This is a genomic window from Rhizobium brockwellii, assembly GCF_000769405.2.
In the GTDB taxonomy this organism is placed as follows: Bacteria; Pseudomonadota; Alphaproteobacteria; order Rhizobiales; family Rhizobiaceae; genus Rhizobium; species Rhizobium brockwellii.
In genome coordinates this window covers 203,283-229,081 of sequence record NZ_CP053439.1, presented here as the reverse complement: position 1 = coordinate 229,081, position 25,799 = coordinate 203,283, and the positions used below count along the sequence as shown (strand labels likewise).

Annotated in this window: 19 protein-coding genes; 6 read left to right on the top strand and 13 right to left on the bottom strand. The window is 62.6% G+C overall.

All coding sequences use genetic code 11. The features are described from left to right. Positions 1-7: 7 nt before the first annotated feature. The 5 genes from RLCC275e_RS01125 to mscL all read right to left on the bottom strand — a co-directional run bounded on the left by RLCC275e_RS01125 (position 8) and on the right by mscL (position 6,167). Positions 8-1,072 (bottom strand): enoyl-CoA hydratase/isomerase family protein, encoded by a 1,065-nt coding sequence (locus tag RLCC275e_RS01125; protein ID WP_033181529.1) that lies wholly within the window; start codon positions 1,070-1,072, stop codon positions 8-10. A gap of 69 nt (positions 1,073-1,141) precedes the next feature. Beyond that, the gene (locus RLCC275e_RS01120) at positions 1,142-3,103 is read right to left on the bottom strand and encodes a putative bifunctional diguanylate cyclase/phosphodiesterase (RefSeq protein WP_033181528.1); all 1,962 of its coding nucleotides are present in this window, start codon (positions 3,101-3,103) and stop codon (positions 1,142-1,144) included. Between the two features lie 105 nt (positions 3,104-3,208). Beyond that, complete coding sequence (gene galE / locus RLCC275e_RS01115) at positions 3,209-4,243, bottom strand: UDP-glucose 4-epimerase GalE (protein ID WP_003556317.1); 1,035 nt, start codon at positions 4,241-4,243, stop codon at positions 3,209-3,211. 197 nt (positions 4,244-4,440) lie between these two features. Further along, positions 4,441-5,607, bottom strand: a complete 1,167-nt coding sequence (locus tag RLCC275e_RS01110; protein WP_033181527.1) for a pyridoxal phosphate-dependent aminotransferase — start codon at positions 5,605-5,607, stop codon at positions 4,441-4,443. A gap of 122 nt (positions 5,608-5,729) precedes the next feature. After that, positions 5,730-6,167 carry a large conductance mechanosensitive channel protein MscL gene (gene mscL, locus RLCC275e_RS01105; protein ID WP_033181795.1) on the bottom strand — a complete coding sequence of 146 codons (438 nt, stop codon included), beginning with the start codon at positions 6,165-6,167 and terminating at the stop codon, positions 5,730-5,732. Positions 6,168-6,389: 222 nt separating this feature from the next. Between mscL and RLCC275e_RS01100 the strand changes: the two genes are divergently transcribed. Beyond that, positions 6,390-9,908: a PAS domain-containing hybrid sensor histidine kinase/response regulator gene (locus tag RLCC275e_RS01100; protein ID WP_033181526.1), complete on the top strand. Its 3,519-nt coding sequence runs from the start codon at positions 6,390-6,392 to the stop codon at positions 9,906-9,908. Positions 9,909-9,917: 9 nt separating this feature from the next. Here the strand turns inward: RLCC275e_RS01100 and RLCC275e_RS01095 are convergent, their stop codons facing one another. Next, positions 9,918-10,475, bottom strand: a complete 558-nt coding sequence (locus RLCC275e_RS01095) for a TetR/AcrR family transcriptional regulator (RefSeq protein WP_033181525.1) — start codon at positions 10,473-10,475, stop codon at positions 9,918-9,920. A 137-nt stretch (positions 10,476-10,612) separates the two neighbouring features. Here RLCC275e_RS01095 and RLCC275e_RS01090 point away from each other — a divergent pair, with 137 nt between their 5' ends. Continuing rightward, positions 10,613-11,815 carry an MFS transporter gene (locus RLCC275e_RS01090; RefSeq protein WP_033181524.1) on the top strand — a complete coding sequence of 401 codons (1,203 nt, stop codon included), beginning with the start codon at positions 10,613-10,615 and terminating at the stop codon, positions 11,813-11,815. A gap of 7 nt (positions 11,816-11,822) precedes the next feature. Here RLCC275e_RS01090 and RLCC275e_RS01085 read toward each other — a convergent pair whose 3' ends face one another. Together RLCC275e_RS01085 and RLCC275e_RS01080 are read right to left on the bottom strand one after the other, a co-directional pair. Further along, positions 11,823-12,266, bottom strand: coding sequence for a YybH family protein (locus RLCC275e_RS01085; protein WP_033181523.1), 444 nt, complete (start codon positions 12,264-12,266; stop codon positions 11,823-11,825). 93 nt (positions 12,267-12,359) lie between these two features. Next, positions 12,360-12,764: a GFA family protein gene (locus RLCC275e_RS01080; RefSeq protein ID WP_033181522.1), complete on the bottom strand. Its 405-nt coding sequence runs from the start codon at positions 12,762-12,764 to the stop codon at positions 12,360-12,362. Positions 12,765-12,879: 115 nt separating this feature from the next. Between RLCC275e_RS01080 and RLCC275e_RS01075 the strand changes: the two genes are divergently transcribed. Continuing rightward, complete coding sequence (locus RLCC275e_RS01075) at positions 12,880-13,323, top strand: MarR family winged helix-turn-helix transcriptional regulator (protein ID WP_033181521.1); 444 nt, start codon at positions 12,880-12,882, stop codon at positions 13,321-13,323. A 417-nt stretch (positions 13,324-13,740) separates the two neighbouring features. Here RLCC275e_RS01075 and RLCC275e_RS01070 read toward each other — a convergent pair whose 3' ends face one another. The 5 genes from RLCC275e_RS01070 to RLCC275e_RS01050 all read right to left on the bottom strand — a co-directional run bounded on the left by RLCC275e_RS01070 (position 13,741) and on the right by RLCC275e_RS01050 (position 20,057). Next, positions 13,741-13,950, bottom strand: a complete 210-nt coding sequence (locus RLCC275e_RS01070) for a cold-shock protein (protein ID WP_003545273.1) — start codon at positions 13,948-13,950, stop codon at positions 13,741-13,743. A 247-nt stretch (positions 13,951-14,197) separates the two neighbouring features. Continuing rightward, positions 14,198-16,411 (bottom strand): 3-hydroxyacyl-CoA dehydrogenase NAD-binding domain-containing protein, encoded by a 2,214-nt coding sequence (locus tag RLCC275e_RS01065; RefSeq protein WP_033181520.1) that lies wholly within the window; start codon positions 16,409-16,411, stop codon positions 14,198-14,200. A gap of 16 nt (positions 16,412-16,427) precedes the next feature. Further along, entirely contained in the window at positions 16,428-16,811 is a 384-nt protein-coding gene (locus tag RLCC275e_RS01060; protein ID WP_033181519.1) for a cupin domain-containing protein, read from the bottom strand. Between the two features lie 2 nt (positions 16,812-16,813). Continuing rightward, positions 16,814-18,022 (bottom strand): acetyl-CoA C-acetyltransferase, encoded by a 1,209-nt coding sequence (locus tag RLCC275e_RS01055; protein WP_033181518.1) that lies wholly within the window; start codon positions 18,020-18,022, stop codon positions 16,814-16,816. A gap of 238 nt (positions 18,023-18,260) precedes the next feature. Continuing rightward, a complete protein-coding gene (locus tag RLCC275e_RS01050) occupies positions 18,261-20,057 on the bottom strand; it encodes an acyl-CoA dehydrogenase C-terminal domain-containing protein (protein WP_033181517.1) in 1,797 nt (598 codons plus the stop codon). A gap of 269 nt (positions 20,058-20,326) precedes the next feature. On the opposite strand from RLCC275e_RS01050, the gene RLCC275e_RS01045 reads away from it, so the two are divergent. The 3 genes from RLCC275e_RS01045 (at position 20,327) to RLCC275e_RS01035 (ending at position 25,581) form a co-directional block, all read left to right on the top strand. Then, a complete protein-coding gene (locus RLCC275e_RS01045) occupies positions 20,327-21,028 on the top strand; it encodes an SDR family NAD(P)-dependent oxidoreductase (protein ID WP_003556290.1) in 702 nt (233 codons plus the stop codon). A gap of 86 nt (positions 21,029-21,114) precedes the next feature. Next, on the top strand, positions 21,115-21,480 hold the full coding sequence (locus RLCC275e_RS01040; RefSeq protein WP_003556288.1) for a VOC family protein: 366 nt from the start codon (positions 21,115-21,117) through the stop codon (positions 21,478-21,480). 327 nt (positions 21,481-21,807) lie between these two features. After that, positions 21,808-25,581, top strand: a complete 3,774-nt coding sequence (locus RLCC275e_RS01035) for a peptidoglycan-binding protein (RefSeq protein ID WP_033181516.1) — start codon at positions 21,808-21,810, stop codon at positions 25,579-25,581. Positions 25,582-25,799: the final 218 nt, after the last annotated feature.

The following is a 25,799-nucleotide window of genomic DNA, read 5'->3' as shown; positions in this document are numbered from 1 at the left end:
ATAGCGTTCAGAGTGAAAGCGGCGGCTCGGCCGGTTTCAAGAAATGCTCGACCGTTGATGCCTGCACAGCCTCGACAGTTGCCGGCGACCATTGCGGATTGCGGTCCTTGTCGATGACGGCGGCGCGGATGCCCTCGAAGAAATCGGGATTATCAAGCATCTGCAGACAGGCGCCGAGTTCGCGGCCGAGGCATTCGGCAAGCGAGGCGCTGCGGCGACCGGCTCTCAGCAGCCGCAAAGCGAGCTTCAGGCTGGTCGGCGAACGCGTCAGCATCACCCGGCGCGTCTCGGCAGCGAATTCGTCTTCCTCTTCTGCGAGTGCCGCCAGGATCTCCTCGACGCTGTCGAAACGGAATGCGCGATCGATCACCGCCGCGTTCTGCCTGAGCCGGCTTTCTCCCTGAGGCTCCGAAAGCCCCTGCAACACTGCATCGACGTCGCTGGATGAACTGCCACGCGGCAGGCCCGAGAGAGCATCGATCACTTGGCCAAGCCGCGACGAGGCGATCTGAAGGTCGGCAAGGCGAGCGTGGATCGCATCGGCAGCACCGATATCGAGCCCTGTCAGACCGAGCCATGTTCCGGCCTCGCCAGGGCCACGCGGCAGCAGCCAGGTGGCGCCGACATCCGGGACATAGCCTATGCCGGTTTCGGGCATGGCCAGCCGCGTGCGCTCGGTGACGACGCGGTGGCGGCCATGCGAGGACAGGCCGACGCCGCCGCCCATGGTGATGCCGTCCATCAGCGCGACATAGGGTTTGGGATAGGCGGCAATCATATGGTTGAGGCGGAACTCCTCGCGCCAGAAGGTACCTGCGAGGCCATCGCCGGCGCGGGCGCTCTCATGCAGGGCGCGGATATCGCCGCCGGCGCAGAAGCCGCGTTCGCCCTCTCCCGTCGCCACGACGCTCGCCACCTCGGGATCACCGGCAAAGTCGTGAAGGGCCGCGGTGATCGTGCGGATCATCGGCAACGTCAGGCTGTTCAGTGCTCGCGGCCGGTTGAGCCGGATGACGCCTGCGGTACCCCGCCGTTCAATGATGACTTCATTTTGCCGTTCGCCGTCCTGCATGGTTCACCTCATCTACTACGACCATGAATAGACGACGATGACGCATCGCTCCAGTCGATTTAAGGTAGCTCAGGCAGACAGCGATTTGCGGGCAGAGGCTGCGGCCTCGCACCGGGCGGCGTAATCGATGGCAAGTTCGAGTGGCAGCGGCCGCGAGAAATGATAGCCCTGCGCCAGACGAACGCCCATCGCCTTCAATCCCTCGGCAATCTCTTCGCTTTCGACGCCTTCGGCGACGGAGGCAATGCCGAGGTTCTGGCAGAGATTGGCGACCGAGCGGGTGATGTTCATGCAACGGGCGTCGCGATCGAAGTTCATCACGAAGGACTTGTCGATCTTCAGCTTGTCGAAGGCGAGGCGATGAATGTGGCTGAGGCTCGAATAGCCGGTGCCGAAATCGTCGAGCGCAATCGAGATGCCGGCAGCGCGCAGCATAGATATCACCTGGTCGGCGGTGTCGAAATCGGAGAGTAGCGCGGTCTCGGTAATCTCGAATTCGATGCGCTTCGGATCAATGCCGGAGCGGGTGATCATGGCGAGCAGCGCCATCGAGGTCTCGTGGTCGCAGATATCGCGCGCCGAGAGATTAAAGGACAGCCTGAGATGCCGTGGAATGATTGCCAGCGCTTCGAGCGCCTTGGCGAAAAGGATGCGGGTCATGCGGCCGATGACCGCCGTGCGCTCGGCAGCGGGGATGAAGGCGTCTGGGCTGATGCGGCCGAAGCGGGCGCTGTCCCAGCGGGCCAGCGCCTCGTAGGCGACGACGCGGCCGCTCCTCAATTCGACGATCGGCTGATAATCGAGTTTCAATTCCTTGGCGAAATCGTTCGCCTGTAGCTCGAGTTCGATCAGGTGGCGCTGCGTCAGGATCTTCTCGTGGTCGGCCGAGAAGAATTCGACGCCGCTGCTGCGCTTGCTCTTGACCTGGTAGAGGGCGAAGTCCGCTTTCTCGTAGAGATCCTCGGCGGTGTACTCGCCGATATCGGGATAGACGATGCCGCAGGAACCGAAGACGCGGACCGAGCCGTCGGGGATTTCGAAAGGGTCGCGGACGGCGGCGCAGAGCGCCTGGCCGAGATCGGCGATCGCCTGGCGTGTCATTGAGCAGGGGAAGATGATCCCGAACTCATCACCGCCGAGACGGGAGACGATGCCCTCTTCGCCGACCAGCGCGACGAAGCGGCGGGCAGTCTCCTTCAGCACGAGATCGCCGGCGGCATGGCCGAAGACGTCGTTAACAGGTTTGAAGCCATCGAGATCGAGAATGCCGAGGACGGGCGGCGAGGACGGATCCTTCTGCAGCCGTTTTTCCAGCGAGAGAAAGAAGCTGCGGCGATTGGCAAGGCCCGTCAATTGGTCATGCAGCGCGTTGCGGCTGTTGACGAGGTTCAACTCCTCGGCTTCCGCCTGCTTCTGCTTCAGCTCCTCGGTCAATTGCACGAGACCGACGAAATTCTGGAAATAGCTGTTGATCACCCGGAGGAAGGGCAGGATCAGGAAGAGGCCGCTGATGGCCGTCGCGACGAAAACGGGATTGCCCGAAAACATGAAGGTCGCGACCATGGCCGAGAAGGTGATGACCGTGGTCAGCGCCGCCGCCATCGGCAGATGCATCAGGCAAAAGATGCAGGAAATGCCTGTCACGACGAGGAAGTAGGCGATCTGGCCCTGCTGGGAAGCATCGCCATATTGGTAAAGCGCAATCGCCCAGCCGCCGAAAGCGACGGTCAGGATACCGGCGCCTGCCATCGTGATCTTCATCAGCCTGTAGGCCCGCTCGGCGGTCACATCTTCCTTGCCCCTGATCTCCCACCAGCAGAGACGGAAGACACAGACGACGCTCAAGGTCACGGGAATGTAGAGCGAGAGCCAAAGGGGGGCGGATTTTAGGTGGGTGATCGCCACGGCAAGGGCGTTGATAATCAACAGGACATAGAGAATGGGAATCTGCGACGACAGGGCCCGGAACTGCGCCAGCAGAAGCGTCGGATTGTCTTTTTGCAGCTGCAATGAGGCCAGAAAGTTCTTCATCTTCTCTTTTCCGTTGGCCAGAGCCAGCCAGAGAAAGCTTGATTTTCCTTATTCACGTAACGCATGCGCCCCCGCAGGCGCGGGGATGGTAAACGGGTTCCCGGATCAGAACGAAGCGGCGGCGAGTGCCCGGTGGATGCTGTGCAGGTCGTCGACATTCTTGTTCGACAGGAACAGTTCCCAATCGAGCGAGCTCTGGACGATGGTTTCGAGCGAATCGTATCTGGGCTTCCAGTCGAGCACCTGCCGGGCGAGCGAAGCGTCCGCCACGACGCTTGCCGAATCGCCGGCGCGGCGCGGCGCCATGTGGATCTTGAAGGAATGCCCGTGCAGGCGGGTGACCATGTTCAGCACATCGAGCACGGAATAGCCGCTGCCGTAACCACAATTGGCCACGAGCGAGCCCTTGTCCCTGCGCAGGTGCTGCAGCGCTTTCAGATGTGCATCCGTGAGATCGCTGACATGGATGTAGTCGCGCACGCCGGTGCCGTCATGGGTGGGATAGTCGATGCCGTAGACATTGACGCTGTCGCGCCTGCCGAGCGCTGCCTCGCAGGCGACCTTGATCAGGTGGGTGGCGCCTGAGGTCGACTGGCCGGCACGGTGGTGCGGGTCGGCGCCGGCGACGTTGAAATAACGAAGCGCGACATAGTTGAAATCATAGGCGGCGGCGGCATCGCGCAGCATGAATTCGGTCATCAGCTTCGACTGGCCGTAGGGATTTTCCGGATTGAGAGGGGCCGTCTCCTTCACCGGCAGGTCGGTCTTTTGCTGGCCGTAGACGGCCGCCGTCGAGGAGAAGACGAAGTTGCGGATACCTGCCTTGACCGAAGCGCTCAGCAGCGCCCGGGTCTTGCCGGAATTGTTGTCGTAATAGGAGAGCGGATCGGCGACCGAGACCGGGACGACGGCAGAGCCGGCGAAATGGATGATCGCCTCGATGTCGTTTTCGATGAAGACCTTTTTCAATATGTCGGGATCGGCAACGTCGCCGAGATAGAAACGCGCCGCCGGCGCCACGGCCCAGCGAAAGCCTGTGGAGAGGCGGTCGAGCACGACCACATCCTCGCCCGCATCGAGCAGCGCCCAAACCATGTGACTGCCGATATAACCGGCCCCGCCCGTCACCAAAACTGCCATGTCCCGCATCCCTGCTTTCGTTTTTTATAAGCAGGGGCATCAGGCGCCGGTTTTTCTTTCCAATTTTCTTATCGAACGGCGTTTGGAAGGCCTTTGAACCGGTAAGTTTGGAGTCGTGGTTAGAGGCCGATTTCGGGCTTTGCTAGAGTTTTATCGATCCGGCGATTCCGGCACAAAATCGACTTGGCCGACGCTTCTCAGAGCTTGAGGATATAGTCGCAGAGGCGCTCGGCGGCGACCGCCACCTGCGTGGGGTCGCGCAGGAAACAGGCGCGCAGGAAGAGTTCGCCGCCCGGTCCGAAGGCTGTTCCGGGGGCAAGCCCGACGCCTGTCTTGTCGACGATGTCGAGCGCTGCCTTGCGGCTCTCAGTGACGCCGTCGATCTTCAGGAAGGCATAGATCGCGCCGTCCGGTTTCAGTGTCTCGACGCGGTTGGTGGCGACAAGCGCATCGCAGAGAATGTCGCGAGAGCGGGCCGCCTTGGCGATATTGGCAGCGACGAAATCGTCGCCTTGATCAAGGGCTGCGACGGCGCCCTTCTGCATGAACTGCGCCACCCCCGATGTCGAATACTGGATGAGGTTTTCGAGCACCTGGCCCATTTCAGGGGGTGCTACGATCCAGCCGACGCGCCAGCCGGTCATCGACCAGTTCTTCGAAAAGGAATTGACGAAGATGATCTTATCGTCCGGTTCCATCACATCGAGGAAAGAGGGGGCGCGGCCGCCGGCAAAATAGTAGCGGGCGTAGATTTCGTCCGCCATGATCCAGAGGTCGTGCTTGCGGGCAAGCGCCAGGAGATCGCCAAGATCCTGCTTCGTTGCCGTCCAGCCCGTCGGGTTCGACGGCGTGTTGATGAAGATGCCCTTGGTCTTCGGCGTAATCGCGGTTTCGATGCGGTCAAGATCGACCGCCCATTTGCCGCCTTCAAACTGCAGCTCGACACCAACGGAGCGCGCACCTGAGATTTCAAGAGCGGCGGCGATATTCGGCCAGGAAGGCGAGAGGTAAACCAGTTCGTCATCAGGCGAGGTCAGCGCCTGCACGGCGATCTGGATCGCCTGCATGCCGGAACCGGTGACATAGAAATGCTCGACCGGAAGCCGGAGTCCGAAATGTCTGTCGTAATAATCGGAAAGCGCCTGGCGAAGCTCCGGAATGCCGCGCTGCCAGGTGTAGAAGGTCTCGCCGCTAGCAAGCGCATCCATCGCCGCCCTGCTGATGAAGTCAGGGGTCGGCAGGTCGCCCTCACCCACCCAGAGCGGAAGCAGGCCTTCGCGGCCACGGGCATAGTTGACGAGTTCGACGATCCCGCTTTCGGGCGCCGCCAGGGCGCGCGGGCTAAGGCTGCTGACGATCGACATGCATATCTCCGGTTTCCGCCTTCATAGCGGATTTGCGCCGGCAAATCCCATGATAACCAGTGATGGCATATCGATTTTGGTGATGAATGAGCCCGGCCGCAGCGGACGGGCTCCAGCCCGGATCAAGCCGTCGGGCGCTTGGCGAGAAGATCGCGGATTTCCGTCAGCAGCTGAACGTCTGCCGGTGGCGGTGGCGGCTCTTCCGGTGCTGCCTTTTCCTGGCGCTCGACCTGGGCACGCAGGGTGTTCACGCCCTTGACCATCAGAAAGATGATCCAAGCGAGAATGAGGAAGTTGATGAGCACGGTGAGGAAGCTGCCATAGGCAAACACCGCTCCCTGCTCGCGGGCGGCGGCGAGCGACTGTGCGTTGACGGCCGACGACAGTGGGAGGAAGTAATTCGAAAAATCGAAACCGCCGAAAATGGCGCCGACGATCGGCATAATGAGGTCATCCACCAAAGATTTGACGATGCCACCGAAGGCGCCGCCGATGATGACGCCGACTGCAAGATCCATGACATTGCCGCGGGCGATAAAGGCCTTGAACTCATTGAGCATCGGATCCGTCTCCCTTTGATCCATTTCAAACATATGCAATGGAATTTATTAGCTACATCTTCATTGCGATTAATCAATCGGCAATCGCAATTATCCAGCAATACCTCTCCCGCGGTCTTTGACTTAAGGCCTAGACGGCCAGCAATTTTCAAAGCGTCTGAAATGACTTAAGCTACCCACGTTGCGGGAGGTCCCGGCGTGTTTTCCGCCGGCGGAGGGTCAATGCTTCCAGGCTGGGTCATATTCGCGTCTGCCTTCGGCTATCTGCTCCTGCTTTTCGCCGTGGCAAGCTATGGCGACCGCAAGAACCGCAGCCAGGGCGCGCTCGGCCCGCGCACGCTGGAAGGCGGCTGGCCGGTGGTCTATGCGCTGAGCCTTGCGATCTACTGCACCTCCTGGACCTATTTCGGCAGCGTCGGGCTTGCGGCGCAGCGCGGGTTGGAATTTGCCGGCATCTATATCGGTCCCATCCTTGTCTTCACGCTCGGTATGCCGCTGCTTCGCCGCATCATTGAGCTCGCCAAGGCGGAGAAGCTCACATCGGTGGCCGATTTCGTCGCCGCGCGCTACGGCAAGAACTCGACGGTCGCAACGATCGTCGCATTGATCTCGCTGATCGGCGCCATTCCTTATATCGCGCTGCAGCTCAAGGCGATCTCCAGCACCGTCAGCGCCATGGTCAATCCGTCCGATTACGGCATCGGCAGCGGCAATCTCTACTTCCTCGACCTGCCGCTCGTCGCAACGCTGGTGCTTGCCTGCTTCGCCATCATGTTCGGCACGCGGCATACGGATGCGACGGAGCATCAGGATGGCCTCATTCTCGCAGTGTCGATGGAATCGGTGGTTAAGCTTGTCGCCTTCCTGACGGCCGGCGTCTGCGTCATCTGGTTTCTGTTCGATGGCCCCACCGATCTCTGGCGCAAGACCGTCGACAATGAGCTGGTCATGTCGGCGCTCAGCTACCATACGCCGATCAGCCGCTGGATCACGCTGATCATCTTGTCGGCTTTCGCGATCATCCTGCTGCCGCGGCAATTCCACGTGACGGTTGTCGAAAACCGAACCCCGAAACAGCTGAAACTCGCAGGCTTCCTGTTTCCCACCTATCTCATATCAATCAATCTCTTCGTGCTGCCGGTGGCGATCGGCGGACTGCTGACCTTCGGCGGCACCGGCAATGCCGATTTCTACATGCTGTCGCTGCCGCTTGCCGGCCAGATGCCGGTCGTGTCGCTGATCATCTTCATCGGCGGTTTCTCCGCCGCAACGGCGATGGTCATCGTCGATTCCGTCGCGCTGTCGATCATGGTGTCGAACGACATCATCATGCCGATCTTCCTCAGGCGCAAACTCGCCGGCCGCGCCAGCCAGCGCGACGATTTTGCCAAGACGCTGCTCAACATCCGCCGCAGCGCCATCTTCGCCGTGCTGCTGTTCGGCTACGCCTATTACCGCTCGACCGACAGCACCGCCGGCCTTGCCTCGATCGGCCTTCTTTCCTTTGCCGCGATCGCGCAAATCGCCCCAGCGCTGTTCGGCGGGCTGATCTGGCGACGGGCGAATGCGCGCGGCGCGATCCTCGGGCTGACCTCCGGCTTCGTCATCTGGGTCTACCTGCTGTTCCTGCCCTCGCTCGGCGGCCCCGATTATTCCTATGTGGCGAGCGCCGTGCTCGGCTTCATCTTTCCCGGGACCACGCTGTTTACGGCCCCCGACGCCGATCCGCTGGTCAATGCGACGGCGATGAGCCTGCTCGTCAACACCGCCTTCTTCGTCGTCGGCTCGCTTACCCGCAACGCCAAGCCGCTGGAACGCATTCAGGCCGGCATCTTCGTCAAGCGGCATTCTCGCTCGCAATTTGCTACACGCGGCTGGAAGACCCGCATCAGCGTCGGCGATCTGAAAGCGGCGATCTCACGTTATCTCGGCGAAGAACGCATGCAGCGTTCTTTCACAACCTACGAACAAAGCTCTGGCCGCAAGCTGGAGGACGAACAGCCGGCCGATATGGCGCTCATCCATTTCAGCGAACAGCTGCTCGGCAGCGCCATCGGCTCATCCTCGGCGCGGCTGGTGCTGTCATTGATCCTGCAGAAGATCGAGGATGCTTCTTCCGACACGGCCTGGCTGCTCGATCAGGCGAGCGAGGCGCTGCAATATAACCAGGACATGCTGCAGACGGCACTTTCGCAGATGGATCAGGGCATTGCCGTCTTCGACAGTTCCAACCGGCTGACGATCTGGAACCGGCGCTTCCGGCAATTGCTGGACCTGCCGGAAAGTGCCGGCCAGGTCGGTTTCCCCTTGTCTGAGATCGTCACCACGCTCAGCCAGCGCGGCGACATCGCGCCCGGCGATCTCAGCCAGACGGTGCGGCATTTCCTGACGCTCGACAAGCCCTTTTCGCTGGTGCTCGGCGGCGGCGAGCGGATCATCGAGGTGCGCTCCAACGCGATGCCCGACAAGGGCATCGTCGCCACCTTCACCGACATCACCCAGCGCGTCAGCGCCGACCAGGCGCTGAAACAGGCGAATGAAACGCTGGAGCAGCGCGTCGCCGAACGCACGGCCGAGCTTACCCGGGTCAACCGCGAACTCGGCGAGGCGCGCGCCGCCGCCGATGAGGCGAATATCGGCAAGACACGCTTTTTCGCCGCCGCCGGCCACGATATCCTGCAGCCGCTCAATGCCGCCAGGCTCTATTCCTCGGCATTGGTCGAGCGCATGGCGCAATCCGAGAACAGCCTGATCGTGCGCAACATCGATTCCGCGCTGGAATCGGTCGAGACCATTCTCGGCGCGGTGCTCGATATATCCAGGCTCGATACCGGCGCCATGCGACCGCGGCTTGCCTCCGTCGCGCTCTCCGACCTGCTGAAGCGTATCGAGACCGATTTCGCGCCGATCGCCCGCGAAAAACAGCTGAAGCTGGTGGTCATGCCGACGTCGCTCAGGGTCCGCTCCGATCCTAACCTGCTGCGCCGGCTTGTGCAGAACCTCGTCTCCAACGCCATCAAATACACGATTTCAGGCAAGGTGCTGGTCGGGGCGCGGCGGCGCGGCAACCAGGTGATCATCCAGGTGATCGATTCCGGCATCGGCATTCCGCCGTCGAAATTCCGCACGGTGTTCAAGGAATTTGCGCGGCTGGACGAGGGTGCGAAAACCGCTTCCGGCCTCGGGCTCGGCCTTTCGATCGTCGACCGCATCGCCCGCGTGCTCAACCATCCGGTCGAGCTGCAGTCGACGCATGGCAAGGGCACGGAATTCCGCATCGCCATGCCGCTCGACGTCTCACGCCCGGCCGCGGCTGCAGCAGCGGTTGCGCCCGCCGACCGTCCCGGCCAGGCGCTGAGCGGGCTGAAGATCCTCTGCATCGACAATGAGCCGAAGATCCTCGAAGGCATGCAGCTCTTGATCAGCGGCTGGGGTTGCGAGGTGGAGTCGCTGGATTGCCTCGCCGACGTCACCACCCTCGATGGCCAGCAAGGACCGCCTGACATCGTCATCGCCGATTATCATCTCGGCGACGGCACCGGCATTGCCGCAATCCTGCATCTGCGCCGGCAGTTCGGCGCCGATATCCCCGCTTTGCTGATCACGGCCGACCGCACGCCGGAGGTGCGCAGCGAGGCCGAGCGACATGGTATCGCCGTCCAGCACAAGCCGGTGCGGCCGGCGGCGCTGCGCGCCTATATCACCCAGATTTCCGGCCTCAAGCGCGCCGCCGCAGAGTGAAAGGCACGCTTAAAGCGCCGCGCCTATGACGCGCGAGACGAGATCGCGCACACGGGCTGTCGCCGGCACATCGCCGAACAGGATGCGGTACATGATCGGCGCCACGACCTGGTCCATGACGCGTTCGACATCCGGAAAGGCCTCGCCGCGATCCTTGGCCCTCTCGGCGATGACGTCGATCTGCTGGCGGGTAAATTCAGCGCATTTACAGGCATTCGCGCCCGCCTGCGCCGCCAGCACGTCCCGGATCATTTCGCGGCCCGGGCCGGAGGACATTTCCTCGGCATATTGCTCGGCCCAGGTTTCGAGATCGGCCTTGCCGCTACCGGCATCGATAGGCTGCATATCCGGCCGCAGCCGATCAACGGCGACATCGGCGAGAAGCTGTTGCAGGTCGCCCCAGCGGCGATAGATGGTCGACGGCGTCACCCCCGCCTTGCCGGCAATCAGCGGGATCGTCACCTCGGCGCGGCTCATCTCGGCCATCAGCTCGCGGACCGCCTTGTGCACCGATGCCTGAACCCGGGCGCTTCTGCCGCCCGGACGGAGATTCTCTTTCACTGTCATGCGCGCAACCCGACTTTCGCCCTTTGACACCGATGGTTCAAAATCTTTGACAGACCTATTAATGCAAAGAATTTGCTTTTACGAAATGCCTGCTCTACATAAGCTAACGCAACAGCTTAGCTTTAAGAGGCTTATATATGTTCGCCGCAGCCAAATCCACCGAGAATTCGCTGCGTCCCTCGATCGGCTTTCATGCGCTGACGCTCGCGACCTTCTTCGCCGCCTCCGCGGCGCCGACGCCGCTCTACCGGATCTATCAGGAAAGTTTTTCCGTCTCGCCGGTGCTGATCACGGTGATCTTCGCGGTCTACGCCTTCGCGCTGCTGGCGGCGCTGCTGATCGCCGGTTCGATCTCGGATCATCTCGGCCGCAAGCCGGTGATCTTTTTCGCCCTCGTGCTCGAAATCGCCGCGATGGGCCTCTTCGTCGTCGCGAGCGGTCCCGCCTGGCTGATCGCGGCGCGGATCGTGCAGGGGCTGGCAACCGGGATCGCCGGCGCCTCGATCGGAGCAGCGCTCGTCGATGTCGACCGGGCAAAGGGACAGATCGTCAATTCGATCGCGCCGCTTTGCGGCATGGCAGTGGGGGCAGTGGGCACCAGCGCCCTGATCCAATACGGCCCCTTCCCGATGCATCTGGTCTATGCGCTGTTGTTTGTCGCCTTCACGCTGCAGGCAGCTGCCATCTGGCTGACAGGCGAGACCGGGGCCAAGCGACCGGGCGCTCTCGGCTCGCTGATACCGCGGGTCACCATTCCCAAGCAGGTGAAGCGGCCGCTGTCGCTGGTGACCCCGATCAACATCGCCAACTGGACGCTTGCAGGCTTCTATCTCTCGCTGGTCCCGTCCTTGGTCGCCAGCACAACCGGCAGCCCCGCGCCGCTGACGGGCGGGGCTGTCGTCACCGCATTGATGGTGAGCGGAGCAATCGCCGTCTATTTCAGGCGCAGCAAGACGGCCTCGGCCAATCTGGTTTTCGGCGTATCGGCCAAGACGCTCGGCATCCTGACCGTCGTTGCCGGCGTGCATCTTGCCAATGTACCGCTGCTGCTCGTCGGCACGATTTTCACCGGCGTCGGTTTCGGCACCAATTTCCTCGGTTCTATCGGCACCATCATGCCGCTCGCCAAACCGGACGAGCGGGCCGGGCTGCTATCGGCCTTCTACGTCCAGAGCTACCTCGCCTTCAGCTTGCCGGCGATTCTGGCCGGGTTCCTAGCGAAATCGGCCGGTTACGCATTGACGACGGATATCTATGCGACGGCGATCCTGCTTTTGATGGGCGTCGGATTGGTGAGCATTCGCGCCGACCGGCGGAAGGTCGCGGGGAGTGCTGCCTGACATTCCTTTACGGCTTGAGATCGAGCAGTGCCCGGCCGCTTCCATCCATGGCGAAGGGCACCGAGGCGTGCTGGTGGGCAACCAGCCAGCGGCCATCCTGCTTGACGAGACCGAGGGTCTGGCGAAACCAGAGATCGACGGCGGTGCCGTCGGTCTTGGTCCCGCTCATGCGCGTGAGGCCGCTCCAGAAAGCGACATCCTCGCCAACCGTCAGTCTGGCATCGCGCACCTCGCCGCCGATCGGGCCTTCCCAGGTATCGAACCAGGCCTGCAGACCCGCTTCGTCCTGGCCGTGGTAGACGAGCGGCGGCGCCAGCGAAAATTCGATTTCATCCTCGGTCTCGTAGGAAAGTGCGTCCTTGGCGTTCTTTTCGCCCAGCGCCTTGGCGCGCATCATCAGCATGGCGATGATCGCCTCTTCCTCGATCTTCGCATTCGCTTCGTCTTTCACGGTCGTTCTCCTTCTCCGTTATGGACAGAGGACGAAGGGGAGGACGACGATCCGACATCAGCGATAGAACCACTGCGCACTTTTGGAATTGCGTCAGAGATAACTCGTCACCGCCGGTTCGTTCCACCAGGCATCGTGCCTGCCGTCGGAGTAACGGACAGGCAGTGCTGCCAGTTCCTCAGGGGTGATATCGTCGAGGCAGGCGATGTTGATCGAGACATAGGCGCCACCAATCGCTTCGACATAACCGTCGCCATAGGCCGGCACACCGCAGGTGCGGCAGAAGCGGTGATGACCGCTCATGGTGTTGAACTGGTAGTCGGACGTTTCCGCCTGGTCGCACATCAGCCGGAAATCCTCCGGCTTGACGTTGGCGCCCCAATAGCGCCGCTTGGCGCAGATCGAACAATTGCAGCGGCCAGTGCCCTCCTCGAGGTCCATGTCCACCTCATAGTGCACTTTGCCGCAATGGCAGCTTCCTCTGTAGGTTTTCTTCATGGCGCTCTCCTCCTTCGGCGTTGCCTTCAGTTTCCGGATATGACAATATGTTGTCATTATGGATGAGATACAAAATCGACAACATGTTGTCAAACAAAATCGACCGGAGCGGACAATGGAAGGGGATGCCTTTTCCGCTTTCGCAATCACCGCCCTTCGTCTCGCCGGCCATCTGACGGCCGCCGGCGACCGACTGGCAAAGCCGGCAGGACAGACGAGCGCGCGCTGGCAGGTGCTGGCGGCGGCACGACGGAGCGACATGTCGGTGGCGCAGATCGCCCGTGCGCTCGGCCTCGCCCGCCAGGGCGTGCAGCGGCTGGCCGATGCGCTGGAGAATGAAGGGCTGATCGCCTATGCCGACAACCCGCAGCACCAGCGCGCCAAGCTGGTACGATTGACGGAAGAAGGGGCGGCGCGGCTCGGCGTTATCGAGCTCGCGCAAGCCGGATGGGCCGACGGGCTCGGCGCCGCGTTTACGTCAGCCGAACTCGATGCGGCGCGGATCGTGATGGCGCGGGTGATGGAGATGCTTGAGGGTGGCGAGGCGCCAGAAGGTTGAGCGACTTTTGTCGTTAGCGACGCACTCGGCTTGACGATGCGAAAGATTCTCTAAGGTCATGCCGTGGCCGCCCCCTCTGCCCTGCCGGGCATCTCCCCCACAGGTGGGGAGATTGGCTGGGCTCACTGGCTTCCCCAAACAATCGGCGTCCAGCACGACGAAACGATAGATGGATACGAAGTTCAAGCCACTTGCGATCTCCCCACCTGTGGGGGAGATGCCCGGCAGGGCAGAGGGGGGCTTACACGGCACGACCTATGTGCCAAGGCGATGCCGGCTACTCCGCCAATCGGGCACGGCATCAACCGGCCAGACACAAAAAAAGGCCGGGTGAACCCGACCTTCCCTGCTATCTCAACGAACCGTGCCAGTACATCCGTGGTCACGATCCGGAGATGATATTTAGAGCCTTAAGGCTCAGGCCGCCTGGAGGCGGTCTGCCGACATCTTGCCGGACTTGTTGTCGCGGACGAGCTCGTAAGACAGCTTCTGGCCATCCTTGAGATCGCGCATGCCAGCGCGTTCAACGGCAGAGATGTGGACGAAAACGTCGGCTGCGCCGTCATCCGGCTGAATGAAGCCGAAGCCCTTGGTTGCGTTGAACCACTTTACGGTACCTGTGCTCATGACGATATCCTTTTCGAATCGTTCATAGAAGACTGCAGCTCGGATAAATACCGAGCGGCGATGAAAACCGATTTTGGAGGAAGTTCGCCAGGAACGACACGAGGCCGTTTCAAAGTTCATCTAGCAAGATCGATGCGCGGATATGTAATCGGAAATTGTGTCCGTGACAAGGCCGCAGCTAGGGAAAGTCGAGCGGGCCGATGGAGGATTCTTTGACGTCGTGCCGTGGCAGGATGGTAAAGGCGGCCTAAGCCGCCTTCCCCACCTTCTCATAGGGGTCGAACCGGCCGTAGAACGTCTCACCCTTGGCGGCCATGTCCTTCAGCAGCGGCGTCGGCTTGAAGTGGATTCCGTAAGTACCGGCTAACTTTTCCGCCAGTTCCACGAAGGCCTTCGCACCCATCCCGTCGATATAGCTCAGCGCTCCGCCGGTATAGGGCGCGAAGCCAAAGCCCAGGATCGAGCCTACATCCGCTTCGCGCGGATCGGTGACGATGCCTTCCTCAACCGTGCGGGCGGCTTCGAGCGCGATGGTGACGAGGAAACGTTGCTTCAGGACGTTGACGTCTACCTCGTCCGCCGGTTTCTGCGGATAGAAGGACTTGAGTTCGGGCCAGAGGGACTTCTTCGCCGGCTTCGGCGGGTAGTCGTAGAAGCCCTTGGAATTCTTGCGGCCGAAACGTCCCTCCTTTTCCACCATGCGGGAAATGATTTCCATATGCCTGGGGTCGATGGCTTTTTCGCCGAGATCGGCGACCGTCGCCTTGAGGATCTTCAGCGAGAGGTCGATGGCGACCTCGTCGTTGAGCGCCAGGGGACCGACCGGCATCCCGGCCATCTTGGCGGCATTCTCGATCATCACAGGCGGCACGCCCTCGATCAGCATGTCGTAGCTTTCCGACATGTAGCGTAGCACGCAACGATTGACGAAGAAGCCGCGGGTGTCATTGACGACGATCGGCGTCTTCTTGATGGCGGAGACATAATCAAGAGCAACGGCCAGCGCCCTGTCGCCGGTGTCGCTTCCGAGGATGACCTCGGTCAGCATCATCTTCTCGACAGGCGAGAAGAAGTGGATGCCGATGAAATCGGCGGGGCGTTTCGAATTCTTGGCGAGACCTGAGATCGGCAGGGTCGAAGTATTGGAAGCGAAGATCGCGCCTTCCGGCAGCACGGCTTCGACCGCCTCGATGACCGCTTTCTTCACCTCACGATCCTCGAACACCGCCTCGATGACGAGATCGGCATTGGCGAGGTCGGCATAGTCTGCCGAGGGTGTGATGCGGGAGAGCAATGCGGCCGCCTCATCTTGCGTAAGACGCCCCTTACCGACAGAATCCTTGACCAGGCCTTCGGAGACGGTCTTGCCCTTGGTCGCCGCTTCGATGTCGCGGTCGATCAGCGTCACGGGAATGCCGGCGGCGGCCGTGACATAAGCGATCGAGGCACCCATGAAACCGGCTCCGACGACGCCGACATGCTTCAGCTCGGTCTTCGCATGACCTGCCGGGCGGCGGGCGCCTTTTCCGAGCTCCTGCATGGAGATGAACAGCGAACGGATCATCGAGAAGGCTTCGCGGGTCTGCAGCACCTCGGTGAAATAACGCTGCTCGATCTTCAGGCCGGTGTCGAACGGCACCTGCAGGCCTTCGTAGACGCATTTCAGGATGGCAAGAGCTGCCGGATAATTGCCCGATGTTTCCCTGCGCAGGATCGCCGGAGCTGCCGGCCAGAGCTGGGCAGAAGCCGGCGTCCAGATGCCGCCGCCGGGCGCCTTGAAGCCCTTCTCGTCCCAGGGGGCGACCGGCTTCAGGCCATCCTTGATCATCTGCTTGGCGGCGGGGATGAGCTGATCCGGCTCGACCACCTGATGCACGAGGTTCATCGCCTTGGCGCGGGAGCCGGTCAGCGACTGGCCGGTCGTCATCATCTGCAGCGCATCCTGGGCGTTCGCCAGCCGCGGCACACGCTGCGTGCCGCCGGCACCGGGGAAGATACCGACCTTCACCTCGGGCAGCGCGATCTTGACGCTCTTGGCATTGGAGGCGACGCGGCCGTGGCAGGCGAGCGACAGTTCGAAGGCGCCGCCCATGCAGGTGCCGTTGATGGCGGACACCCAGGGCTTGCCCGATGTCTCGAGTTTGCGGAACAGGCCACTCATGCGGCCGACCAGGCCGAAGAGGTTCTGCACCGCCGTCTCGGGGCTCTTTGCCTTCTCCTCCTGGTAGGAACTGAACATCGACTTGATCATCGACAGATCAGCGCCGCCAGAGAAGGAGGACTTGCCGGAGGTGAAGACGACGCCCTTGACGGCCGCATCGGCGGTCGTGGCGTCGATAATCGCGTCAAGTTCGGCCATCACCTCCGCGGTGAAGACGTTCATTGATTTGCCGGGCATGTCCCAGGTGACGAGAGCGATGCCGTCGGCGTCGGTTTCGAGCGTGAAATTGGTGTAGGTCATTGGGTTTCCTCCCCGATCAGGCCGGCAAATGGCTGCGCTGCGCGTCTAAGGTCTTCGTCTTTTCGGTGACGACATCGCCGGTGTGCTTGGTCAGCGACGGCTCGAAAAGCACGATCCAGCATTCCTCTTCGGCAACAGGATTATGCTCGACGCCCCTCGGCACCACATGAAAATCGCCGGCCTTCAGATGCACATGCGGGCGGTCGCGATATTCGATGGTAAGCGACCCCTTCCAGATGAGGAAAAGCTCGTCCTCGTCGCGGTGGGAATGCCAGGCGAGCTGGCCCTTAACCTTGGCGAGCTTGACGCTCTGGCCGTTGAGATCGGCGATGACGCGGGGCGACCAGTGCTCGCTGACCTCGGCATATTCGGTTTCGATCGTGCCGGTGTTGAAGCCCATCGTCAGACCCTTTCGATAACCGTTGCCGTGCCCATGCCGGCGCCGATGCAGAGCGTCACCAGCGCGGTGTTGAGGTCGCGGCGTTCAAGTTCGTCCAGCACGGTGCCAAGGATCATCGCGCCGGTGGCGCCGAGCGGATGGCCCATGGCAATGGCGCCGCCATTGACGTTGATCCTGTCATGGTCGATGTCGAAGGCCTGCATGTAGCGCAGCACCACGGCAGCGAAGGCCTCGTTCAGTTCGAAGAGGTCGATGTCGGCAAGGCTCATGCCTGATCGTTTCAACAGTTTCTCGGTGACGTCGACTGGCCCGGTCAACATCAGGGCGGGATCGGAGCCGATATTGGCGAAAGCCTTGATGCGGGCGCGCGGCTTTTTGCCCATGCTCTCACCGCCGGCTTTGGAGCCGAGCAGGACCACACTGGCGCCATCTACGATGCCGGAGGAATTGCCGGCATGATGGACATAGTTGATGCGCTCGATCTCCGGATGGGCCTGGATGCCGACGGCCTCGAAGCCGCCCATCTCGCCGGGCATCTGGAAGGATGGATTGAGCGAGGCGAGCGCCTGCATATCCGTGCCGGGGCGCATGTGCTCATCGTTGGCCAGGATCGTCAGGCCGTTCTGGTCCTTGACCGGGACCACCGACTTGTCGAACCAGCCCTTTTCCCAGGCATGGGCGGCACGCTTCTGGCTCTCCACCGCATAAGCGTCGACATCGGTCCGGCTGAAACCGTATTTGGTGGCGATCAGATCGGCCGAGACACCCTGCGGCATGAAATAGGCCGGGAAATTCACGGAAGGATCCATGAACCAGGCGCCGCCGGACATGCCAAGGCCGACGCGGGACATGCTTTCGACGCCGCCCGCGATGACGATATCGTCGGCCCCTTGAGCGATCTTGCCCGCACCGAAATTGACGGCATCGAGGCCGGAGGCGCAGAAGCGGGAGATCTGCATGCCGGGCGCCTTCGTGGAGTAACCGGCTTCGAAGGCGGCGGCCTTGGGGATGACGGCGCCGGCATCCATGACCGGATCGACGCAGCCCATGATGATGTCGTCGACCGTTTCCGTGTCCAGCCCGTTGCGGTCGCGGATCGCTTCCAGCGTCTTTGCCGCGAGGCGGACGGAGGGCACCTCATGCAGGGCGCCGTCCTTCTTGCCACGGCCGCGCGGCGTACGCACGTGGTCGTAAATGAAAACCTCGGTCATTGTCTCATCTCCCTGACGGCGCGGCGGCGCCGGTGAATGCGTATCTTTTCTCTTCTCCCCAGCGGGGAGAAGTGCCGAGCAAAGCGAGGCGATGAGGGGGTCCGACAAAGCCGGAGCCAGAAGAAAGACGCGCCTGCGGCGCGCCCCCCTCATCCGGCCCTTTGGGCCACCTCTGCCTGGGTCGAGCCACCGGTCTCGACCCGTCCTTCGGACCCCCGCTGGGGAGAAGGGGACACAATCAAAACGCTTCGGCAGCCAGTTCCATCATCGTGTCGGCGCCGGCTTCGATGCGGGCCTTGCGAAGCGCGGTTTCCGGCATCAGGCGTTCCATGAAGAAGCGGGCGGTGACCAGCTTGTTCTTCAGGTAATCCTCGCGGGCGGCATCGCCGGATGCAAGGCCGTCCTCGGCGGCTTTGGCCATCTTCGCCCACATATATCCGAGAATGACGAGGCCGAAGAGGTGCATGTAGTCGGTCGAGCCGGCGCCGGCATTGTCCGGCTTGGCCATGGCGTTCTGCATGAACCACATGGTCGCGCCCTGGGCGTCGTTCAAGCCCTTCTTCAGATGCTTGGTGAAGAAGGAGAGCTTGTCGTTGCTGCGGTTCTCCTCGCAGAAATCGCCGATTTCCTTGAAGAGGGCCATGGCGGCGCGGCCGCCGTTCAAGGCCAGCTTGCGGCCGACGAGATCGAGCGCCTGGATGCCGTTGGCGCCTTCATAGATCATGGCGATGCGGGCATCGCGCACATACTGGCTCATACCGTGTTCTTCAATATAGCCGTGGCCGCCGAAGACCTGCTGGGCCATGACGGCATGATCGAAGCCCTTGTCGGTCATCACGCCCTTGAGGATCGGGGTGACGAGGCCGAGAATATCGTCGGCCGTCTGGCGCTCCTGCTCGTCGCTAGCGCGGTGGGCGATATCAGATTTGAGCGCGGTCCAGAGCAGGAAGGCGCGGCCGGCCTCGTTGAAAGCGCGGATGGTCATCAGCGTGCGGCGAATATCAGGATGGACGATGATCGGATCGGCCTTCTTGTCCGGCGCCTTGGGGCCGGACAGCGAACGGCCCTGGATGCGGTCGCGGGCGTAGCTGGCGGCGTTCTGATAGGCGATCTCGGAAATGGCGATGCCCTGCAGGCCGACCATCAGACGGGCCTCGTTCATCATCACGAACATGGCGTTGAGGCCGCGGTTTTCGGCGCCGATCAGGAAGCCGGTCGCCTCGTCGTAATTCATCACGCAGGTGGCGTTGGCGTGGATGCCCATCTTGTGCTCGATGGCGCCGCAGGAGACAGCGTTGCGGGCGCCGGCCGCGCCGTCCTTGCCGACGAGGAATTTCGGAACGATGAAGAGCGAGATGCCCTTGGTGCCCTCGGGCGCACCCTCGATGCGGGCCAGCACCAGATGGATGATATTGTCGGTCAGGTCGTGCTCGCCGGCGGAGATGAAGATCTTCTGGCCGGAGATTTTGTAGCTGCCGTCAGCCTGCGGCACCGCCTTGGTGCGCAGCATGCCGAGATCGGTGCCGCAATGCGGCTCGGTCAGGTTCATGGTGCCGGACCACGTGCCGTCCACCATCTTCGGCAGATAGGTGGCCTTCTGCTCGTCGGAGCCGTGGACGAGGAGTGCGGCGATCGCGCCCTGCGTCAGGCCCGGATACATCATCAGCGACATGTTGGCGGCGGAGGTATATTCGCCGACGGCGGTATGCAGCGTATAGGGAAGCCCCTGCCCGCCGAATTCCTCCGGCACCGCAAGGCCGATCCAGCCGCCTTCGCGATAGGCTTTATAGGCTTCCTTGAAACCCTTGGGCGTCGAGACGCTCGCATCGTCGTGGCGCGTGCAGCCTTGCTGATCACCGGAATAATTCAGCGGAAAGAGAGCTTCCTCGGCAACCCTTCCGGCTTCGCCGAGGATCGCTTCGATCATATCGGGAGTCGCATCGGCAAAACCGGGCAGATTGTTGTAGCGTTCGAGACCCAGCACGTCGTTCAGGACGAAAAGCGTATCGTTCACCGGGGCCTTGTAGACTGGCATCTCTCAAATTCCTCCCATTCGGCTGACCGGGTTGCGCCGGCCTTGGGCACTGTCTTACAAAATATTGACGTTTGCGTAAACGTCAAATTTTGCGCTGGTGCCGTCTTTTCTTGAAAAAATTCGAGAGCACGAATCCGCCGCGATGAAGTACTGGAGAGCAGACGCCATCTCATCTTCCTTGTCCATCGCAGAACAGAGTATCGGCCGGGCAGTGGCGCAAGTCGTTCCGACGTCCTACGTCTGTGGGACGATCCATCGAGGAAGACATCATGACCGACTTTCCCTATGAGAGCGCACTCATCGTCGGCGCGGGCTCGGGCATCAGCGCATCGCTTGCCCGGCAATTGTCGGCGCACGGCGTCAAGGTCGGGCTCGCCGCCCGCAATATCGAGAAACTGCAAGGGCTCATCGAGGAGACCGGCGCCAGCGCCTTTACAACGGATGTCTCGCAACCTGCGAGCGTCGCAGCACTCTTCGAAGAGGCTGCCGCCGCAATCGGCGGACCTGACGTGGTGATCTTCAATGCCAGCGCCCGTCAGCGCGGCCCGCTCGCCGAACTCGATCCCGCCGAGGTCGAGAAGGCCATCGCGACCACCGCTTTCGGCGGTTTCCTGGTGGTGCAGCAGGCGGCGCGGCGGATGATCCCGCGCGGCCGCGGCGCCATCCTCATGACAGGCGCGTCGGCAAGCGTGAAGGGTTTTGCGCAGTCGGCCCCCTTCGCGATGGGCAAATTCGCGCTGCGCGGCCTTGCCCAGAGTGCAGCCCGCGAACTCGGGCCGATGGGCATCCATGTCGCGCATTTCGTCATCGACGGCGCGGTGCGCTCGCAGATCCGGCCGGACCGGGTGGAGAAGCCGGATGGCACGCTGCTGCCGGATTCGATCGCCCAGACTTACATCGACGTGCTTCGCCAGCACCGCAGCGCGTGGTCGCTGGAGGTGGAAGTCCGGCCCTGGACGGAGAGCTTCTGAGCCCCTGTTATAGGCGGACGAGGCGACTTTCGCGGCGGTTTCAAACGGGCTAGACTTTGCCGTCAACGCTGGCTGGGAGGACACCAATGCCGCGCCTGGACCACGTCACCATCGAGACCCGCGATGCGCCTCAGATGATCGGCTTCCTGGAAGCGGTACTCGGCGTTCGGGAAGGCTATCGGCCGCCCTTCGCCTCGCCCGGCCACTGGCTCTATCTGGACGAACGCCCGGTCATTCATCTCAGCCTGACATCGCGCAGCACCGATTTTCCGCCCGGCATCTTCAATCATGTCGCCTTCAGCCTCTATGAATTCGGGCCGGCGCTGGAACGCATCAAGGCTGGCGGCTATCGCTACGAATATTACGATATCCCCGACACCGATCTCGGCCAGGTCTTCGTCTACGGACCCGAAGGCGTGAAAATCGAGCTGCAATATCCCAGGCCCGCCTGAGCGCGCGAGTGGCCATTCGATGTGACGCGTTCGGGGGCAATTGCCGCCAAAAATGGCGTTTTGAACACAAACGTTAAAAAATTCCCATCGGCATTAACGGCTTGTTTACCACGTTTCGTGAAAGGTGCGGATTGAGCAGTAGTGATCCGCATTCCTTTTCCCCGTCCCGCGTTCCTTAAGGATGCCGCTACATCGTTCAGCCTGAGGAAAGTCTAATTGACTATCGTCTTATGAATGGTGCGCTCAGGTCCGCGTAAAGCGGGCAGCAGACGAAAAGCCAACGATCGAGCTCTGACGAGGGGTCGAGCAGTCGAAGCGAGCAAGAAGATGAACGGATCGCGATCAAATCCTTCCCGACAGTCCGACAGGACCTCGCTCGATGCGCTGAACCGCACGATCGAAGGGCTGGAGGCGCGTATCGAAGGGCTGATGGGCAGCGGGCGCGAACAGCGGCCGCGCACGGCAACGGCCGAGCGCGATGCTTATGCCGCTTCCCATGCCCCCCGGGTTGCAAAGGCCCCGCCCGAGCCGCGGCCGGATCCGCTTGCCGAAATTCGTCAACGCCAGCGCGCGCTTGAAGCCGGCCGCGAGCGGCCTTACGCACGCGAGCAGGCTCCGCAGCTTCGCGAACCTGCTCCTCGCGCCGCTGCCCCAGTGCCGGGACCGGTCTTGCGCGCCGGCGACGATACGATGACGGAGATCGCCCAGGCGCTCGTCAATCTGCGGCAGGACCTGAAGCGCGACATTTCCGAGGGTGTCACCCGCGAGATGAACGCGCTGCGCACCGAGCTGCGCGAGATCAAGACAAATGCCGGAGACGGCCGTTTCGCGGACGACATGCGCGCCGATATGGGCCGCCTTGCCCACAGCATCACCCAACTGACCGGCCGCTCCGTCGCACCGGAGGCCACGGGCCTTCGCGAGGATTTCGAGGAGCTGCGCTCACTGATGGACGGGCTGGCCCGCGAGGATTCGCTGCGCCATATGGAAAACCGCTGGGACGGTTTCGAAAACCGGCTTGCGGCGCTCGATACCGAGGGGCTGCAGGAAGAGCTCGTTTCGCTTGCCTATCGGCTCGACGACATCAAGCGCCATATCGGCGGCATGGGCGAGAGCCCGGCGGTTCGGGCGCTGGAAGACAAGCTGATCTCGATCGCCACGGCGATGGAGCATTTCGGCAATATGATCCAGCCGCACGACCGGGTCATGTCCGAACAGTTCGCCGCCATGGATATGCGGCTCGACGAGATCAGCCGGGCGATCGCGGCAAGCGGGCGCACGGCCACTGCGAATGATCCGGGCCTGATGCAGCGGCTGGAAAACCGGTTGTCGGCACTGGCCGACCAGATCGACCTGATGAGCCATGATGCGGCCAACCGCGTGAACCCGGCCGACGAGCTGGCGATGCGGCTGGAGGCGCTGACGGGACGCGTCGAGGAGATGACGAAGGCGGAAGCGACGTCGCGGCTCGACGAAAGGCTGGAACATCTTTCCTATCTGCTGGAGCGCACGCAGGAGACGGCACCGCAGCCCGACCTCACCGGCACGCTGTCCGACATTTCCCGCAAAATCGACGCGCTTGAGAATGGCGCCGTCAACGACGTGCTGGCGCAGCGGCTCGACCATCTCGCGCGGCGCATCGACGAGATGGCCTATCAGCAGCAGGCGCCGGCGCCCGCCGCGGTAGTCGACGACAGCGCTTTCCTGCGTCTCGAAGGACGGCTGAGCGACATCGCCGCCCGCCTGGAGGAAAGCACATCGGCAGCGCCGACCGATCCGCGGGCGCTGAAGAACCTCGAAGACCAGATCGCCAATCTGTCGGCGCTGATGAGCGCGCCGCGCGAGAGCGCTGCGATACCCCCCGAGCTCGACCAGCGCATGGGCGCGATCGAAGACTATATGGCGACGAGCGATGAATATATCATCGAGGCGGCACGCCAGGCGGCAGAGGCCGTGGTCGAAGCCTATTCGCGCCATGGCGGTCCGCAGGGTGTCATGCCCGCCGCCGACATGTCGGCGCTGACGGCGCTGGCCGAGGATCTGCGCCACCTCGAGGATCTCAGCCGCGATAGCGAGGAACGCACACACAAGACTTTCCAGGCGCTGCACGAGACGCTGGTGCATATCGCCGACCGCCTCGACGGCATGGAAGATCGCGGCCGGCCACTCGCCCAGATGCCGGTCGCCGACGTCGATTTCGATGTCGATCCCTATGCGCTGATGGTGGCCGAAGCCGACGTGAACAGGACGCCGGCCGCTGTCCCGGCGGCAAAGGCTTCTCCTGTTATCCGTACGGCCGAAGTCGCAGCCGAAGCTGCCGCCCCGGCGCAAGCCGCCGCCATGAGCGGAACGAGCGCGATCGCCATCGAAGCCGCGACCAGGACGACGGAAGCTGCGACAGCGGCACAGGCACCGGCAAAGGCCAGCCTGCTCGCCAGCCTCGGCAAGCGGCTGCTGCCCGGCAAGAAAGCCGAGAGCCGGGCGACCGAACGTCCGATGATCGACCCCGCGCCGTCCATCGATCCCACCGACGTGGTGCCGACCGATGCGGCAAACGAACTGCTCGAGCCGGGCTCGGGCGCACCTGACGTGAAGAAGATCCTTGAACGGGTTCGCGCCAGCCAGAGTGCGGCGCGCGGCAAACCTGCCGGCGAAACCGATCGCGCCGATTATATCGCTGCTGCACGCCGTGCGGCGCAGGCGGCCGCGATGGAGGTGGATGCCAATCCGAAGCAGGCAGCCAGCAAGGCCGAGAAGAAGGGCGCGACCGCCGACAAGGCCGGCAAGGCTTCCGACAAGACCGGCAGGACCAGCGCCTTTTCGCGCTACCGGCGGCCGATCCTGCTGGCCGTCGGCGCCGTGCTGCTCGCCATCATGGCCTTTCCGCTCGCCCGAACGCTGACGAGCGGCGAGCGCGCGCCGCAGCCGCCAGCCGAAGTCTCCGCGCTGACCGGTGCTGCGGAAAACCCGGCGCCGGCCTTGCCCGAAGCGACACCTGCCCAGCCGGATGCCGCCGCTCTCGGAACGACCGCTCCGGCAGCGGAAGCGGTACCGCTCGCCGCCGAACAGGCGGAGCCGGAAGCAACCCCGCCGGTCGCCGGCGAGCATCTGACCGATATGGTGCCGCTTGACGGCGAAGGGGCAGCGACCCTTGCCCCTCCCGCTCCGTCCGGCGCGGCACAGGAGACATCGGGCTTCGTTGCCGCACCCGCACCGCAGGCCGCCATCACCATTCCCGACACCGTCCAGCCGAAATCGCTTGCCGATGCGGCGAGCAGCGGCGATGCGCTGGCGCTGTTCGAGATTGGCGCGCGTTATTCGGACGGCCGCAACGGCATGACGGTCGATCAGAAGCAGGCGGCGAGCTGGTACCAGCTTGCGGCCGACAAGGGCTTTGCGCCCGCGCAATACCGGCTCGGCAGCATGTACGAGAAGGGCAACGGCGTCGAACGCGACATCACCAAGGCGAAGGGTTTTTACGAGCAGGCGGCCAACCAGGGCAATGCCAGCGCCATGCACAATCTCGCCGTGCTCTACGCCTCCGGCGCGCTTGGCCAGCAGGATTATGCAACGGCCGCCTCGTGGTTCACCAAGGCAGCGAACCTCGGCATCACCGACAGCCAGTTCAACCTGGCGATCCTCTGCGCTAGGGGCAACGGGGTCCCGGCGGATCTCGAAGAGTCCTACAAATGGTTTGCGATCGCCGCCAAGGGCGGCGACAAGGATGCGGCGCAGAAGCGCGACGAAGTGGCCAAAGCCATGAAGCCCGACCAGCTCGAACGGGCGCGCGCCAAGGCCGATCTCTGGAAGCCGGAGCCGGTCGACCACCGCACGAACGCCATCGATATCCCCGACGAATGGGCAGGCACCGGCGCGAAGACGGCGAGCGTCGACATGAAGAAGGCGGTCCGCAACATCCAGGCGATCCTCAACAATAACGGCTTCGACGCCGGCGTGCCGGACGGCGAAATGGGCGCGAAGACCGTGACCGCGATCAAAAACTTCCAGAAGTCGGTCGGCCAGGAGCCGGACGGCAGGGTGACCGACGCGACCGTGAAGGCGCTGCTCGAACGCAACAAGCAGGCCGGCAAGGCGATCTGAGGCGCGTCGCATCGACGCGGGATCGTCTCGACTCTTTGTTCCGGGCAATGAAAAACGCCCGGCGGCACTATGCCGCAAGGCTTTTTTCAATTTTGCCGTCGCCTGTCACAAAACCTGAAAAAAGCCGGATTATGCCCGGACATATCGATCCGCGCATCCGGCGAATCCTCTGCCACCGATCTCTCCGCCAATCTCTATGGCTAATCACGGGGCCGATC